The organism is Streptomyces sp. NPDC048057 (assembly GCF_040653095.1).
Taxonomy (GTDB): domain Bacteria; phylum Actinomycetota; class Actinomycetes; order Streptomycetales; family Streptomycetaceae; genus Streptomyces.
Genome location: NZ_JBEZNF010000013.1, coordinates 213,871 through 229,732, shown reverse-complemented (window position 1 = coordinate 229,732; position 15,862 = coordinate 213,871). Strand labels below are relative to the sequence as shown.

Here is a 15,862-nt window from a genome sequence, read left to right as displayed (position 1 = left end):
GCGCCGCCGACCACCCCCCCCGCCTCGTCTGCGCGGGGGGGGGGGGGGGGCCCCCCGCGGGGGGGGGGGGCGCGCCCCCCCCCCCCCGCCCGCTTTCACGTCCGCTCAGCTGCCGGACGGCACCGGCTCCGGTGCCACCGACTCCGGCTTCGACTCCGGCTCTGCCGACGAGGCCGTCGCCGCGGGTCCGGCGCTGCCCTGGGCCTCCGCCTCCGTCGACTCGCCCAGCGAACTCGTCGGCGGCGAGGGCGCCGGGGACGAGGGCGGCGTGGTCGGCGGCGTGGAACTCGGCGGCGTCGAAGGCGGCGTGGACGACTTGGTCGGCTTCGGCCCCTGGCTCGATGACGCCGGCGGGGTCTTCGACGGAGTCGTCGAAGGCCGCTGGGGCGTCGTCCTCGACGGCGACGCCGACTCCTCGGGCGACTTCGACCCGGACGGTGACGCGGAACTCGACGGGGTGGGCCGGGTCGCCGGGTCGCCGGTGTGCTCCCCGCCCGGCGTGGACTCGACCCCGCTCCCGTCGTCGAGCCCTTCCTGCTCGTCCTGCCCGTTCTGACCGTCCTCCTCGCTCGCGGAGGTGTCGGTGCCCACCCGGGTGCCCGGCAGGTCCTTCTTGTCGGACGCGGTGCCCAGGCTCGCGACCGTGCCGAGCACGGCGACCAGCAGCGCGCCGGCACCCGCCGCGGCCAGGTTGCGGCGGGTGTTGCCGAAGCCCACGCGCCGGCGCCGCTGCTTGGCGTCGTCCGCGAACACCGGCGTACGGGCCGTGGACCCGGCGATCAGGGTGTCCGGCGCGCCCGACGGATCCGCCCCGGCGGCACCCGGCGGCCCGTGCAGGTGCGAGGGCCCCGCACCGGTCAGCGGTACGAGCGCGGGCACCGGTGTGAGTCCCCGTACGGGCGTGTCGTCCCCGGCGGGCGCGCCGCCGCCCGCGACCGGACCGGGGCGCACGGCCACCGGTCCGGCGGGGCGCAGTTCCAGCGCGCCGGGCGCCGCGGGCACGGCGAGGGCGGTGGGGATGTCGTCCTCACCGTTCAACCGCCGCTCGCGGTCGGTGACCAGCGTCAGGGCGCGCCGGCCCGCGACGGCACCGTTCCGGTCGGCGAGCGCGCCGCGCAGCCCGATCGACGCCTCCAACTCGGCGCGGGCCCGGCCCAGGTTGTCCGTGCAGAGCGCGAGGACGCCCAGCTCGTGGTGGAAGTACGCCTGTTCGGCGACCTCTCCCGCTATTCGCGCGGCGGTCGACCCCATCCGCAGCGCGCTCTCCCAAGCGCCCCAGTGCAGTCCGGCGGCGAAGGCGGGCGCGGCGCTGCGGGCCAGCAGCACGGCCGCACTGGGCTGTCCGGCGGCCCGGTTCTCCACCAGCGCCGACAGCGCTGCCAGGACGGCGTCCGCCTCGACGACGACGCGTTCGGCGGTGACGGAGGGGTGCGCGGCCCACCAGGCGTAGTGCTGGGCCGCGGTGTGGGCGCGGGCGGCGGACTCGGCCGGATCGCCGGCGTACCCCTTCTCCTGGAGCTGGGCGAGGACGCCCGCGGCGAGGCGGTAGCGGGGGCCGGCCGGCGAGAGCAGGCCACAGCCCGTCAGTTCGCCGAGCGCCGCGTCCGCGTGGGTGTCGCCGATCAACGCGGGCAGGTGCGCCTGGTGCGGGACCTCGCCGCCGAGGGCGACGGCGAACCGCAGCGCCTCGCGGGCGGCCTCGCTGAGCCGGGACGCGAGCAGGGCAGCGGGCGCCGCGCCCTGGCCGAGGGTCGGCAGCCGTACGCCGCTGGCCCGGGTGCCGTCGAAGGGCGAGGCGTCCTCGGCCTCCTCCGGGTCGGCCGCGTACAGCTCGTCGTACTGTCGCAGCAGGGCACCGGCCTGGACGAAGCGCAGCGGCAGGCCCTCGGACTCGAACCAGAGGTCGCCCGCCCAGTTCTTCTCGTCCTCCGTCAGGTCGCGGTCGACGACGCGGGCGAGCAGTTCGAGGGCACCGGGGCGACTGAGTCCTTCGAGGGCGATCTCGTCGAGGAGGGCGTCGTCGTCGGGGGCCGCGACGTCGGGGGCGGCGGCGAGCAGGAAGGCGCACTCGGGCGCGGCGTCCAGGAAGTCCGTGAGGGCGGTGCCGCCGAACTCCAGGTCGTCGAGGACGACGACGGCGCCGATCTGGCGCACCTCGGCGAGCAGTTCGTCCCGGCCGAGCCGGTGCCGGTCCGTCGTGTGGACGACGGCGAACAGCTCGTACAGCAGCTCGGTGGCGGTGCGGTGCAGACCGTTGAGACGGACGACGCCGGCGGGCGCGACGGCGGCACAGTCCTGGGCGACCAGGTCGAGGAGGGCGGAGCGGCCGGAGCCCCGGGGGCCGGTGAGGCGTACGGAGCGACCGCGGCCGAGGAGTTCGCCCAGCTGCGCGCGCGGCCCGTCGCGCTCGACGAGCGCGAGCCGCGGGGCGGCGGGGCCGGCCGGTACGGGGGGCTGGGCGGCGCGCTCCTGCGCGGCGCGCTCGGCGGGGGTGCGGCGCCGCGGCGGCGGGGTCCAGCCCTGGCCGTGGGGCGCTCCGCCGGGCGGACAGGGCTCGATCTCGCTGCCGTCCACGGGGTTGACGGTGAGCAGGAAGTCACCGGCGACGACCGGTGTGGTGCGCGCGGGTGCGGGCGTGAGCGCGGGCGCCGGACCCTCACCGGAGGCGCGACCGGGCCCGGTCGACTCCCGTGGGGTGCGCGGCCGTGCAGCGCCCTCGCCGAAACTGTCCTTCTCCATGGTGAAATGCCCCTAGATGCGCTGTCGCGACAGCTGCGCCCGCGACGGCGGACGCGCGCAGGCGCGCCACGGCGGCGGGCGGAACGAACCCTAGCCGCTGGCAGCGTATCCCCCCACCCCGGGTGTGCCGCGCGGTCCGCCACGTCACGATCCCATGAGAATTGTGAGCGTCCTGGAAACGCGCGGGGCCGCCGCGCCCCCGACATCCCCGCCGTGCCCCGCGGTCGTTCACCCCCCTGCGGGTCACGACCAGCGGGCCGGGGGCGCCCCGCCGCGGGCTACACGCGCGGAAGGGACTCCGCCGCCAGGCCGCCCTCGATCGCGAGGATCCTGTGCAGCCGGGTGGCCACCAGGAGGCGCTGCATCTGCGGCGGCACTCCGCGCAGGACCAGGCGGCGACCGCAGCGGCCGGCGCGGCGGTGCGCCCCCATGATGACCCCGAGCCCCGTCGCGTCCCAGGAGTCGAGGCCGGTCAGGTCCAGCACCAGGTCCCCGTCCCCGTCGTCCACGGCCGTGTGCAGGACCGTACGGGCGTCCGCCGCGCTGCGGACGTCGAGGCGGCCCCCGACGACCAGCTCGGTGTGGTCGCCCCTGATGTGCATATGCGCTCCCCGAGTACTTGTCTGCGCTGCGTCTGCCGCCGTCGCGGGAGCCTGCATCGACCCCGCGCGGCACGTTCCGTCTCTTCCGTCTGCCCTGCCGGTTCTTTCACCAACTGACTGCATCCAGGGCCGTGCAGTTGCTGCTTGTAAGCGAACCGATACCGAAATCACTCCGAAGGGTGATCGACGGAGGCCGGCTCCGGTCGCCCGCGCAGCAGCGGGCGGGGGTCAGTAGGTGTAGAACCCCTGCCCGCTCTTGCGGCCGATGTCACCCGCGTCCACCATCCGGCGCATCAGCTCCGGCGGGGCGAACTTCTCGTCCTGGCACTCCGTGTAGATGTTCTCGGCGGCGTGCAGCAGGATGTCCACGCCGGTGAGGTCCGCGGTGGCCAGCGGCCCCATCGCGTGGCCGAAGCCCAGCTTGCAGGCGACGTCGATGTCCTCCGCGGAGGCCACGCCCGACTCGTGGAGCTTGGCCGCCTCGACGACCAGCGCCGAGATCAGCCGGGTGGTGACGAAGCCCGCGACGTCCCGGTTGACGACGATGCAGGTCTTGCCCACGGACTCGGCGAAGTCCCGGGTGGTGGCGAGGGTTTCGTCGCTGGTCTTGTAGCCGCGGACCAGTTCGCACAGCTGCATCATCGGCACGGGCGAGAAGAAGTGGGCGCCGATGACCCGCTCGGGCCGCTTCGTCACGGCCGCGATCTTGGTGATCGGGATGGCGGAGGTGTTGGAGGCGAGCACGGCGTCGTCCCGTACGAGCCCGTCGAGCGCGCGGAAGATCTCGTGCTTGACCTCCAGCTTCTCGAACACCGCCTCGACGACCACGTCCGCGTCGGCCACGGCCGCGAGGTCGGTGGTGGCGGTGATGCGGGCCAACGCGGCCTCGGCGTCGGCGGCTTCGAGCTTGCCCTTGGCGACGAACTTGTCGTACGACGCCTTGATCGCGTCCGTACCGCGGGCGAGGGCCTCGTCGGTGACGTCGCGCAGCACGACGTCCCACCCGGCCTGGGCGGAGACCTGCGCGATGCCGGATCCCATGAGTCCGGCTCCGATGACGGCAAGCTTCCCGGCCACTGCGACACCCCTAACGTCTGTTTACTTTTCGCCTCTCGGCGGAGGTTAGCGCCCGTGGCGGGCGCTGTGGCGATGAAGAGATGCGCGTCACGTCTCACATGACGGACATCACACCGGCGCCGCTCACTCGCTGGCGCGTACGGCGTAGTTGAAGACCCGTCTCCCGAGCAGTTCCTCGATCTCGTCGAGGACGGCGAGCGCTTCCCGGGAGACCTCCCTCGGGTCGCGGCAGGCCGTCATCTCCCGGCTGACGAACTCCATAACGCACTGGTGGGCCCAGTTGATCTGACCGGCCATCAGGGCGGGGAGGAAGTCGTCGGGCGCGGCGTCGGTCTCCGCGCGCAGCTCCTCCTCCAGCCGTTCCAGGGCCCGCCGCTGAAGGCGGGAGAGGCTGGCGCGCAGGGAGGCCGCGTTGTGCACGACGAGCACGAACCGGTCGTACCCCGTCACGAGTCCGACGCGCGGCGACATGCCTTCGATGTCGGCGCGCAGTTCGCGCAGGACCGCGGCGACGGCGGACTCCCCCGCGTCCCGGCCGCGCACCCAGCGGGCGAGTTGTTCGACGACGTCGTCGCCGCGGTCGAGGAAGAGGTCTTCCTTGGTGGAGAAGTAGTTGTAGACGGTGTTCACGGAGACGTCGGCGGCTTCGGCGATCTCGGCGATGGTGACGTCCTCGAAGCCGCGCTCCATGAAGAGGCCGGTGGCGGTGTCGGAGATGTGCTGCCGCGTGCGGCGCTTCTTCCGCTCCCTCAGTCCCTCGGCCATGGGCTCAGCATACCTTTCCTACACTCTCGCCCAATTTCGCATCCTCTTAATTTTTGGAGTCATTGCAAAGTTTCATCGACTCTGCTTTTGTGGGGCCATGGCCGTCATCAGCACGTCCGGACTCGCCCGGACCTTCCGTACGAAACAGGGCACCGTGGCAGCGGTCCGCTGCATCGACCTCACCGTCCAACCCGGGGAGGTCGTCGGCCTCCTGGGGCTGGGGGTCCCCCCACGCCGAACGGCTGTGGGGGAGGCGCCGGCAAGACCACCACCCTGCGCATGCTCACCACGCTGCTGCCGCCGACCGGCGGCGCCGCCACCGTCGCCGGGCACGACCTGGTGCGCGACCCCGCGGCCGTACGGCGCGCGGTGGGGTACGTCGCCCAGTCGGGCGGGCTCGACCCGCACGTCGGCGTCCGGGAGGAGCTGGTGACCCAGGGCCGGCTCCACCGGCTGTCGAAGGCGGCGGCCACGGCCCGGGCGCAGGAGTTGGCGGCCGACCTCGGCCTCGACGGACTGCTCGACCGACTGACCTCGCAGCTGTCCGGGGGCCAGCGGCGCCGGCTCGACATCGCGATGGGCCTCACCCACCGGCCCGCGGTGCTCTTTCTCGACGAGCCCACGACCGGACTGGACCCGGGCAGCCGGGCGGACGTGTGGGAGCTGGTGCGTCGACTGCGGGCCGAGCACGGCACCACCGTCGTGCTCACCACCCACTACCTGGACGAGGCGGACGCCCTCGCCGACCGGGTCGTGGTGGTGGACGGCGGCGTGGTGGCCGCCGAGGGCACGCCCGCCGAGTTGAAGCGGACGTACGCCGGCTCCGCGGACGCCACCCTCCAGGACGCCTTCCTCGCGATCACCGGGCGCGGCCCGGCCGCCGACTCCGCGCCCGTCGCCGTCTAGAACCCGTCGCCGTCGAGAAAGGAACCGAGGACCCCGCCATGCTGCTGCACGACATCGCCCTCGTCTTCGGGCGCTACGCCCGACAGACCCTCCGTTCACGCTTCCACGTCTTCTTCGGCGTCCTGATGCCGCTGCTCTACCTGCTCTTCTTCGGCCCCCTGCTCGTCGACCTGCCGATCGCGGACCGCGGGGACTCCTGGCAGGTCCTGGTCCCCGGACTGCTGCTCCAGCTCACCCTCTTCGGCGCCGCCTTCACCGGCTTCGCGGTCATCGTGGAGCGCGGCCAGGGCGTGCTGGCGCGGATGCAGGTGACCCCGGTCAGCCGGCTCGCGCTGCTGCTCGGCCGGGTGCTGCGGGACGTCTGCCTGCTGGTGTTCCAGGCGGTGCTGCTGGTGCTCGCGGCCGTCGCGATGGGGCTGCGCGCCCCGCTCTTCGGCGTCCTCGTCGGCTTCGCCTTCGTCGCCCTGCTCGCGCTGTCGCTCGCGTCGCTGTCGTACGTGCTCGCGGTCCGCGTGCCCGTGCCCCAGCAGTTCGGCCCGACCGTGAACGCGATCGTGATGCCCGTGATGCTGCTGTCCGGCCTGATGCTGCCGATGGCGCTCGGCCCCGGCTGGTTGGACGGCCTCTCGCGGGTGATGCCGCTGCGCCATCTGGTGGACGCGGTGCGCGACGCGTACCTCGGCCGGTACGCCACCGGGTCGCTGCTGTACGGGACCCTGGTCGCCCTCGGCCTCGCGGCGGTCGCCGTGACCGCGGGCACTCGGGTCTTCCGCAGCGCCGACGCGTAATTACGCTGGGGGCATGGTCAACCTGACGCGCATCTACACCCGCACCGGCGACACCGGCACCACCGCCCTCGGCGACATGAGCCGGGCGCCCAAGACCGATCTGCGGATCGCCGCCTACGCCGACACCAACGAGGCGAACGCCGTGCTGGGCACCGCGATCGCCCTGGGCGAGCTGCCCGGGGAGGTCGTCACCGTCCTCGTGCGGGTGCAGAACGACCTCTTCGACGTCGGCGCGGACCTGTCCACCCCGGTGGTGGAGAACCCCAAGTACCCGCCGCTGCGGGTGGAGCAGTCCTACGTCGACCGTTTGGAGAAGGACTGCGACCACTTCCTGGAGTCCCTGGACAAGCTGCGCAGCTTCATCCTCCCCGGCGGCACCCCGGCCGCGGCGCTGCTGCACCAGGCGTGCACCGTGGTGCGGCGCGCGGAGCGCTCCACCTGGGCGGCGCTGGAGGTGCACGCGGCGACGATGAACCCGCTGACCGCCACGTACCTCAACCGCCTCTCCGACCTGCTCTTCATCCTCGCCCGGACGGCGAACAAGGAGCGCGGCGACGTGCTGTGGGTGCCCGGCGGGGAGCGCTGAGGACACGGCTCACAGGCGCTTGCCCGTCTCGACCGGCTCGCCCTTCCCGTGCTGGCCCTCGGGCGCCTTCGTCGGGAAGACCACGTAGTACAGCACCACGAGCCCGTGGAACCCGGTGATCCGCCACGCCTGGGCGATCCACGCCCAGAGGCTGTCGTCCCGAGCGCCGTCGCCGACGTACGCGATCGCCAACAGCAGCAGCACGCTGGCGGTGATCGCGCCGACGACCGTGCCGAGCCACAGCTTCGTCTCGTACGCCATCCGCGCCTTGCCGTACCCCGCGCTGTTCTTCGGCGCCGGGGCGCCGGCGAAGCGGTGGGCGGCCTTGGCGTCCAGCCACTTGACGGTGCGGTGGCCGTGGCCGACGGTGTAGCCGATGTAGAGCGCGGCGAGACCGTGCGTCCAGCTCGGTTCGGCGCCGTTCCTGAGGTCGATCGCCGTGGCGACCAGCAGGACGACTTCCAACAGGGGCTCCAGCAACAGCAGCCCCAAGCCCAGGCGCGGCTTCTTCAGCACGTAGCGGGCCCCGAGGCCCGCAGCCAGCAGCACCCAGAAGCCGACCTCGCAGATCACGATCAGCGTGACGATCACGGCTCCACTCCTTTCACCACCTCAAGGGTCCCCGGCCGCGGTGCCTGCCTGCGTCGTCGCCGGTGACGAATCGGACGCCGCCGTACTGCATCTTTCGATGTAGCGGGTGCCGCGCCGACTCCCCCCACCACAGGAGGCCAAAGGGGGACGGCGGCGTGTTTCATGGGTGCGTGCACCTTCCCCGTCCCCACCGCGACGACGTCTTCATCGCCGTGGCCGCCCTGCTCGGCGGGCTGCTGCTGTGGTCGCTCGGCCTGTACACCAACGGCGACGTGGACCGGCCGCTGCCCAAGTGGGTGACGCTGGTGCCGCTCGTGGTGATCTGCGCCCAGTCCGTCTACCGCAGGACGTTCCCGCTGACCACGCTGCTGGTGTGCACCCTGTGTCTGTCCGTGGACGTGCTCACGGTCGGCAGCCTCGTCACGGTCATCATGTTCTCGGACGGGGTGTACGTGTCCGTGGTCTACGGGCCGCCCGGGCTCGCACGCCGCCTGCCGGTGATCACCGGGATGCTCACCGTCGCCGTGACGGGCCTGCTCGCCGCCCTGCTCCAGGTGCCGGAGACACTGCTGATCGGGGTGCTCTTCGGGCTGGTCACCTTCGGCCCGGCGACGACGGGCGCCATCGTGCGCAACCACCGCGAGGCGGCGGACGCGGCCAAGCTGCGGGCCGAGCAGACGGCGCTGTTGGCCGAGATGGACCGGGTGCAGGCGGTCACCGCCGAGCGTTCCCGGATGGCGCGCGAACTGCACGACATGGTCGCCAACCACCTCTCCGCGATCGCGATCCACTCCACCGCCGCGATCTCCCTGGACGATCCCGCGACCACCCGCACCGCGCTGGACGTCATCCGGGAGAACAGCGTCGCGGGCCTGGCCGAGATGCGCCGGTTGATCGGGCTGCTGCGGGACGACGCGAGCGCCGACGACCGCGAACCGACCGCCCGCCCCTCGCTCGCCGGCCTGGAGTCGCTGGTGGCGCAGGCCGGGACGAACGGCGCGGCCAGCGGCCTCACCGTCACCCTGGACGACCGGCGCGGCGGCCAGGGCCCCGGGGAGGCGACGCTGCCGGCCCCGGTGGAGCTCGCGGCGTACCGGATCGTCCAGGAGTCCCTGACGAACGCGCTCAAGCACGCGGAGCCCGGCGAGGTGCACGTCCAACTCGTCCACACCGCGGGCGATCGGCTGACCGTGACCGTGACCAGCGCGTACGGCTCCGGCGCCGGCCCGCGCGCCCCCGGCTCCGGCGCCGGTCTGGTGGGCATGCGGGAGCGGGTCGCCCTGCTCGACGGGGAGATCGACGCGGGCCCGGTGCCGGGCCCGGAAGGCGGACCGGAGAAGATCTGGCGGGTACGGGCGGTCCTTCCCGTACGGGACGACAAGGAGCCGGACGCATGACGGGCACAGCGCAGCACGCCGACGGGACGCACCAGGAGCCGCGGATCCGCGTGCTGGTCGCCGAGGACCAGAGTTCGGTGCGGGCGGGGCTCGTGCTCATCCTGCGCAGCGCACCCGACATCGAGGTGGTGGGCGAGGCCGTCGACGGCGAGGAGGCGGTGCGGCTCGCCCGTGAGCTGCGCCCGGACCTGGTCCTGATGGACATCCAGATGCCGCGGCTCGACGGGGTGTCGGCCACCCGCCAGGTGGTGGCGGAGGACCTGGCGGACGTGTTGGTGCTGACCACGTTCGACCTGGACGAGTACGTCTTCGGCTCGCTGCGGGCCGGCGCCTCGGGCTTCCTGCTGAAGAACACCGACGCCAAGGACCTGCTGGAGGCGGTGCGCACGGTCGCGCGCGGCGAGGGGCTGATCGCGCCCGCGGTGACGCGCCGGCTGATCGCGGAGTTCGCGGCGCCACGGCCGGTCCGCTCCGCCGACGCGCCGGATCCCGCGGTCCTCGACGCGCTCACGCGGCGGGAGCGGGAGGTGCTGTCCTGTCTGGGCGAGGGGCTGTCGAACGCGGAGATCGCGGAGCGGCTGACGATGGCGGAGGCGACGGTGAAGACCCACGTCAGCCGGTTGCTCGGCAAGTTGGAGTTGCGCAGCCGGGTTCAAGCAGCCGTCCTGGCACAGGAGTTGGGGATCTGACGCGCCGGCGCACAACGGCGTGCCATCGGGTGGCGCACCGAACGCCGCCTATGGTCTGGACCTATTGACGATTGGTCCAGACCTTCCTACTCTCCTCGGAACACGCGCTGCGGTGAGCCACGCAGTGTGCGCAGTGCACGGTTCAGCCCAATTGGTCCCACCCCACTGTTCGGACCTCGTCGAGGAGTACCCGTGAGCACTCAACCCCCACCTCTGCGCGCCCGGAGATTCCGGTTGCCCGTCAGATCCAGGATCGTCGCGATCCTGGCCGCGCTCGTCGTCCCGCTGGCCGCGATGGTCGGCCTCGCCTCCCCCGCCCAGGCGGCCACCTCGGCCACCGCCACGTACACCAAGGGCTCCGACTGGGGCAACGGCTTCGAGGGCAAGTGGACCATCAAGAACACCGGCACCACCACCATCAGCAGCTGGACGGTGGAGTGGGACTTTCCCGCCGGCACGAGGGTCACCTCCGCCTGGGACGCCGACGTGACCAACGTCGGCAACCGCTGGACCGCCAAGAGCAAGTCCTGGGCCGCCGCGCTCGCCCCCGGCGCCAGCGCGACCTTCGGCTTCAACGGCACCGGCACCGGCGCCCCGTCCAACTGCAAGATCAACGGCGGCGCCTGTGACGGCGGCACCATTCCCGGCGACGACCCGCCGTCCGCCCCCGGCACCCCGACCTCCAGCAACGTGACCGAGACCTCGGCCACCATCTCCTGGGGCGCCGCCACCGACGACAAGGGCGTCAAGAACTACGACGTCTACCGCGACGGCGCCAAGGTCGCCACGGTCACCGGCACCTCGTACAACGCCACCGGGCTGACCAAGGCCACCGACTACAGCTTCACGGTCCAGGCGCGCGACACCGCCGACCAGGTCGGCCCGCACAGCGCCGCCCACACCTTCCGCACCCCGGGCACCCCGGACCCCGGCGGCAACAAGATCAAGATGGGGTACTTCACCAACTGGGGCGTCTACGGACGCAACTACCACGTGAAGAACCTGGTGACCTCCGGCTCAGCGGCCAAGATCACCCACATCAACTACGCCTTCGGCAACGTCCAGAACGGCCGCTGCACCATCGGCGACTCCTACGCCGACTACGATCGCGCCTACACCGCCGACCTCTCCGTCGACGGCGTCGCCGACACCTGGGACCAGCCCCTGCGCGGCAACTTCAACCAGCTGCGCAAGTTGAAGAAGCAGTTCCCGCACATCAAGATCCTCTTCTCCTTCGGCGGCTGGACCTGGTCCGGCGGCTTCACCCAGGCCATGCAGAACCCGGCGGCCTTCGCCCAGTCCTGCTACGACCTGGTGGAGGACCCGCGCTGGGCCGACGTCTTCGACGGCATCGACCTGGACTGGGAGTACCCCAACGCCTGCGGTCTGACCTGCGACTCCAGCGGACCCGCCGTCATGAAGACCATGGCGCAGGCGTTCCGCGCCAAGTTCGGCCAGAACTACCTCGTCACCGCGGCCGTCACCGCCGACCCCAAGCCCGGCGGCAAGATCGACGCCGCTGACTACGGCGGCGCGGCACAGTACATGGACTGGTACAACGTGATGACGTACGACTTCTTCGGCGCCTGGGCGGCGCAGGGCCCGACGGCCCCGCACTCGCCGCTCACCACGTACCCCGGCATCCCCGAACCGACCTTCAACTCCGCCGACGCCATCGCCAAGTACAAGGCCAAGGGCGTGCCGGCCAGCAAGCTGCTCCTCGGAGTCGGCTTCTACGGCAGAGGCTGGACCGGCGTCACCCAGTCCGCCCCGGGCGGCACCGCCACCGGACCGGCCCAAGGCACCTTCGAACCGGGCTTCGAGGACTACAAGGTCCTCAAGAACACCTGCCCGTCCACCGGCACCGTCGGCGGCACCGGCTACGCCCACTGCGGCACCAACTGGTGGGGCTACGACACCCCGGCGACCATCGGGAACAAGATGAACTGGGCCAAGAACCAACAGCTCGGCGGCGCGTTCTGGTGGGAGTTCAGCGGTGACACCACCAACGGCGAGCTGGTCAGCGCGGTCAACAGCGGCCTGCAATGACCTTGAGCGGGACCGACTGAACCACCCGTGACGCACGGGCGAGGGGCCGGGAGGCCCGAACCTCCCGGCCCCTCGGCCGTTCTCACGAAGTCCTGCGCGCGCCTCGTACGAAGCAGTCCTACGCGACGTTCACCCGCTGGCCGGGCGGCGCCGCCTCCAGCCAGGCGAGGAAGCCCGTCAGCGCGTCCTCGCTCATCGCCAGCTCCAGCCGCACCCCCTGGTGCAGACAGCCCAGCACCACCGCGTCGGAGAGCAGCGCCAGCTCCTCCTCACCCTCGGGCGTGCGCCGGCCGACGACCTCGATCGCGGAGCGCTCCAGCACCCGGCGGGGCCGCGGCGCGTACGAGAAGACGCGGAACCACATGATGCGGTCGCCGCTGTAACGGGCGACCCCGTACACCCAGCCCTTGCCCGGGGGCAGTGCTGGCTGTACGGGGTCGTCCGGGACGTTCCACCGCAGGGAGCAGTCGAAGGTGCCGCCGGAGCGCTGGATGAGCCTGCGGCGCAGACCGAAGACGAAGAGTCCGATCCCCACCAGGGCGACCACGACCAGGACGCCCACCAGAACCGCGAGGAACATCTCCGTCGACCTCCTCGCATCGTTCGTGTCGTTCGCACCGTCCCCGCCGGAGCACTCGCTCCGACGGCCGATCCCACTTCCACCCGCATTGCCTCAGCCGCGACACGGTCTGGAGGATTCCAGTCCGGGCCGCGGCTGAGGGCGACGTCTGTCGGCGGGCGCTCAGCCCACCGCCACCGCACGCAGACGGACGTCGGCACGACGCTCGGCCGCCCCGTCCGAATCCGCCTTGGCACGCTCCAGCGCGCGCTCGGCACGCTGGGCGTCGATCTCGTCCGCCAGCTCGGCGACCTCCGCCAACAGCGACAGCTTGTTGTCGGCGAAGGAGATGAATCCACCGTGCACGGCGGCGACGACCGTACCGGCGCCTTCGGGGCCGCTGGTACGGATGGTCACCGGGCCCGACTCCAGCACACCGAGCAGCGGCTGGTGACCGGGCATGACGCCGATGTCGCCGGACGTGGTGCGCGCGACGACCAGGGTGGCCTCGCCGGACCAGACCTGGCGGTCGGCGGCGACCAGCTCGACATGCAGCTCAGCAGCCAAGGGTGGCTCCTCGGGTCACCACCCGGCGGCTCCGCCGGGTGTCGGTTCATCAGTCTAGTGGGGCCCACGGTACGACCGTGCCGGGGCCCGGTCCGGCGCTGCGGCCGGACGGGCGGGGAGGAGACGGGGCGTCCCGCGGGACGCCCCGCCCTCTCCTCGTCGGTGCGGGGGTCAGGAGACGCCCAGCTCCTTGGCGTTCTTGCGCAGGTCCTCGATGCCACCGCACATGAAGAACGCCTGCTCCGGGAAGTGGTCGTACTCGCCGTCGCAGATCGCGTTGAACGCGGAGATCGACTCGTCCAGCGGCACGTCCGAACCGTCCACGCCGGTGAACTGCTTCGCCGCGTGGGTGTTCTGCGACAGGAAGCGCTCGACGCGACGGGCACGGTGGACGACGAGCTTGTCCTCCTCGCCCAGTTCGTCGATGCCGAGGATCGCGATGATGTCCTGGAGGTCCTTGTACTTCTGCAGGATCCCCTTGACGCGCATGGCGGCCTCGTAGTGGTCCGCAGCGATGTACCGCGGGTCCAGGATCCGGGACGTGGAGTCCAGCGGGTCCACGGCCGGGTAGATGCCCTTCTCCGAGATCGGACGGGAGAGCACCGTCGTCGCGTCGAGGTGGGCGAAGGTGGTCGCCGGGGCCGGGTCGGTCAGGTCGTCCGCGGGGACGTAGATCGCCTGCATCGAGGTGATCGAGTGACCGCGGGTCGAGGTGATGCGCTCCTGGAGCAGACCCATCTCGTCCGCCAGGTTCGGCTGGTAACCCACCGCGGACGGCATGCGGCCGAGCAGGGTGGACACCTCGGAACCGGCCTGGGTGAACCGGAAGATGTTGTCGATGAAGAAGAGCACGTCCTGCTTCTGCACATCGCGGAAGTACTCCGCCATGGTCAGACCGGCCAGGGCGACGCGCAGACGGGTGCCCGGGGGCTCGTCCATCTGACCGAAGACCAGCGCCGTCTTGTCGAGGACGCCGGACTCCTCCATCTCGTCGATGAGGTCGTTGCCCTCACGGGTGCGCTCGCCGACGCCCGCGAAGACGGAGACGCCCTCGTGGAGGTTGGCGACACGCATGATCATTTCCTGGATCAGCACGGTCTTGCCGACACCGGCACCACCGAACAGACCGATCTTGCCGCCCTTGACGTACGGGGTCAGCAGGTCGACGACCTTCAGACCCGTCTCGAACATCTCGGTCTTCGACTCAAGCTGGTCGAAGGCCGGGGCCTTGCGGTGGATCGCCCAGCGCTCGCCGACGTTGGCGTTCTCCTCGGGGTGGTTCAGCACCTCGCCGAGGGTGTTGAACACCTTGCCCTTGGTGAAGTCGCCGACCGGGACGGTGATGCCCTTGCCCGTGTCGGCCACCGGGGCCTGGCGGACCAGACCGTCGGTGGGCTGCATCGAGATGGTGCGGACCACGCCCTCACCGAGGTGCTGCGCGACCTCCAGGGTCAGCGTCTTGGTCGCACCGTCGGCGGCGGGGTCGGCCACCTCGACGTGCAGCGCGTTGTAGATCTCCGGCATCGCGTCGACGGGGAACTCCACGTCGACGACCGGGCCGATGACCCGGGCGACGCGGCCCGTGGCAGCGGCCGTCTCAACAGACGTCGTCATTACTTTTCACTCCCCGCGGTCGCGTCGGCCAGGGCACTGGAGCCACCGACGATCTCGCTGATTTCCTGGGTGATTTCGGCCTGGCGGGCCGCGTTGGCAAGTCGGGAGAGCGTGTTGATCAGCTCACCCGCGTTGTCGGTCGCCGACTTCATCGCCCGGCGACGGGCGGCGTGCTCGGAGGCAGCGGACTGGAGCAGGGCGTTGTAGACCCGGCTCTCGACGTACCGCGGCAGCAGGGCGTCCAGGACGTCCTCCGCCGACGGCTCGAAGTCGAACAGCGGCAGGATCTCGGGCTTGCCGCCGCTCTCCTCCGTCGACTGCTCCAAGCTGAGCGGCAGCATCCGGTTGTCCACCGGCGTCTGCGTCATCATCGACACGAACTCCGTGAAGACGATGAACAGCTCGTCGGCACCGCCCTCGGCGGTGTCCTTCTGGACCGCCTCGATGAGCGCCGCGGAGACCTTCTTGGCGTCCGCGTACTCCGGACTGTCCGTGAAGCCCGTCCACGCGTCCGCGACCTTGCGCTCACGGAACCCGTAGTAGGCCACGCCCTTGCGGCCGACGATGTAGGTGTCGACCTCCTTGCCCTCGCCGCGGAGCCGCTCGGTGAGCCGGTCGGCCGCCTTGATGGCGTTGGAGGAGTAGCCACCGGCCAGACCGCGGTCGCTCGTGATGAGCAGCACCGCGGCACGGGTCGGCGTCTCCGCCTCCGTGGTCAGCGGGTGTTTGGTGTTCGACCCGGTCGCCACCGCCGTGACCGCGCGGGTCAGCTCGGTCGCGTACGGCATGGAGGCCGCCACCTTGCGCTGCGCCTTGACGATGCGCGAGGCGGCGATCATCTCCATCGCCTTGGTGATCTTCTTCGTCGCGCTGACGGACCGGATGCGACGCTTGTAGACCCGGAGCTGCGCTCCCATGGATCAGGTCCCTTCC

General features: G+C 71.7%; 14 protein-coding genes and 1 pseudogene. 6 read left to right on the top strand and 9 right to left on the bottom strand.

Going from position 1 to position 15,862, the window contains the following annotated elements; translation table 11 throughout:
• Nucleotides 1-105: 105 nt before the first annotated feature.
• From AB0E05_RS17855 to AB0E05_RS17840, 4 genes are all read right to left on the bottom strand, one after another.
• Nucleotides 106-2,739 (bottom strand): ATP-binding protein, encoded by a 2,634-nt coding sequence (locus AB0E05_RS17855; protein ID WP_361964319.1) that lies wholly within the window; start codon nucleotides 2,737-2,739, stop codon nucleotides 106-108.
• Nucleotides 2,740-3,017: 278 nt separating this feature from the next.
• Complete coding sequence (locus AB0E05_RS17850; protein WP_146482361.1) at nucleotides 3,018-3,341, bottom strand: STAS domain-containing protein; 324 nt, start codon at nucleotides 3,339-3,341, stop codon at nucleotides 3,018-3,020.
• Between the two features lie 228 nt (nucleotides 3,342-3,569).
• Nucleotides 3,570-4,418 carry a 3-hydroxyacyl-CoA dehydrogenase family protein gene (locus AB0E05_RS17845; protein ID WP_361964317.1) on the bottom strand — a complete coding sequence of 283 codons (849 nt, stop codon included), beginning with the start codon at nucleotides 4,416-4,418 and terminating at the stop codon, nucleotides 3,570-3,572.
• 123 nt (nucleotides 4,419-4,541) lie between these two features.
• Complete coding sequence (locus AB0E05_RS17840; protein ID WP_361964315.1) at nucleotides 4,542-5,183, bottom strand: TetR/AcrR family transcriptional regulator; 642 nt, start codon at nucleotides 5,181-5,183, stop codon at nucleotides 4,542-4,544.
• 97 nt (nucleotides 5,184-5,280) lie between these two features.
• Here AB0E05_RS17840 and AB0E05_RS17835 point away from each other — a divergent pair.
• The 3 genes and pseudogenes from AB0E05_RS17835 (at nucleotide 5,281) to AB0E05_RS17825 (ending at nucleotide 7,463) form a co-directional block, all read left to right on the top strand.
• Nucleotides 5,281-6,089 (top strand): annotated as a pseudogene (locus AB0E05_RS17835) (ATP-binding cassette domain-containing protein).
• A 38-nt stretch (nucleotides 6,090-6,127) separates the two neighbouring features.
• Nucleotides 6,128-6,877: an ABC transporter permease gene (locus AB0E05_RS17830; RefSeq protein ID WP_361964312.1), complete on the top strand. Its 750-nt coding sequence runs from the start codon at nucleotides 6,128-6,130 to the stop codon at nucleotides 6,875-6,877.
• 13 nt (nucleotides 6,878-6,890) lie between these two features.
• Nucleotides 6,891-7,463 (top strand): cob(I)yrinic acid a,c-diamide adenosyltransferase, encoded by a 573-nt coding sequence (locus AB0E05_RS17825; protein WP_361964310.1) that lies wholly within the window; start codon nucleotides 6,891-6,893, stop codon nucleotides 7,461-7,463.
• Between the two features lie 9 nt (nucleotides 7,464-7,472).
• Here AB0E05_RS17825 and AB0E05_RS17820 read toward each other — a convergent pair whose 3' ends face one another.
• Nucleotides 7,473-8,054 carry a hypothetical protein gene (locus AB0E05_RS17820; protein ID WP_361964308.1) on the bottom strand — a complete coding sequence of 194 codons (582 nt, stop codon included), beginning with the start codon at nucleotides 8,052-8,054 and terminating at the stop codon, nucleotides 7,473-7,475.
• A 170-nt stretch (nucleotides 8,055-8,224) separates the two neighbouring features.
• Between AB0E05_RS17820 and AB0E05_RS17815 the strand changes: the two genes are divergently transcribed.
• From AB0E05_RS17815 to AB0E05_RS17805, 3 genes are all read left to right on the top strand, one after another.
• Nucleotides 8,225-9,451 carry a histidine kinase gene (locus AB0E05_RS17815; protein ID WP_361964306.1) on the top strand — a complete coding sequence of 409 codons (1,227 nt, stop codon included), beginning with the start codon at nucleotides 8,225-8,227 and terminating at the stop codon, nucleotides 9,449-9,451.
• Nucleotides 9,448-10,140 (top strand): response regulator transcription factor, encoded by a 693-nt coding sequence (locus AB0E05_RS17810; RefSeq protein ID WP_361964304.1) that lies wholly within the window; start codon nucleotides 9,448-9,450, stop codon nucleotides 10,138-10,140. Before AB0E05_RS17815 ends, AB0E05_RS17810 begins: the two co-directional genes overlap by 4 nt.
• 192 nt (nucleotides 10,141-10,332) lie before the next feature.
• Entirely contained in the window at nucleotides 10,333-12,189 is a 1,857-nt protein-coding gene (locus AB0E05_RS17805) for a glycoside hydrolase family 18 chitinase (RefSeq protein ID WP_361964302.1), read from the top strand.
• A 118-nt stretch (nucleotides 12,190-12,307) separates the two neighbouring features.
• Here the strand turns inward: AB0E05_RS17805 and AB0E05_RS17800 are convergent, their stop codons facing one another.
• The 4 genes from AB0E05_RS17800 to AB0E05_RS17785 all read right to left on the bottom strand — a co-directional run bounded on the left by AB0E05_RS17800 (nucleotide 12,308) and on the right by AB0E05_RS17785 (nucleotide 15,846).
• Nucleotides 12,308-12,769, bottom strand: coding sequence for a DUF2550 domain-containing protein (locus AB0E05_RS17800; RefSeq protein ID WP_361964300.1), 462 nt, complete (start codon nucleotides 12,767-12,769; stop codon nucleotides 12,308-12,310).
• Between the two features lie 162 nt (nucleotides 12,770-12,931).
• Entirely contained in the window at nucleotides 12,932-13,315 is a 384-nt protein-coding gene (locus AB0E05_RS17795) for a F0F1 ATP synthase subunit epsilon (protein ID WP_361537206.1), read from the bottom strand.
• A 171-nt stretch (nucleotides 13,316-13,486) separates the two neighbouring features.
• Nucleotides 13,487-14,929 carry a F0F1 ATP synthase subunit beta gene (atpD, locus tag AB0E05_RS17790; RefSeq protein WP_361964297.1) on the bottom strand — a complete coding sequence of 481 codons (1,443 nt, stop codon included), beginning with the start codon at nucleotides 14,927-14,929 and terminating at the stop codon, nucleotides 13,487-13,489.
• Nucleotides 14,929-15,846, bottom strand: a complete 918-nt coding sequence (locus AB0E05_RS17785) for a F0F1 ATP synthase subunit gamma (RefSeq protein WP_361964295.1) — start codon at nucleotides 15,844-15,846, stop codon at nucleotides 14,929-14,931. Before AB0E05_RS17785 ends, atpD begins: the two co-directional genes overlap by 1 nt.
• Nucleotides 15,847-15,862: the final 16 nt, after the last annotated feature.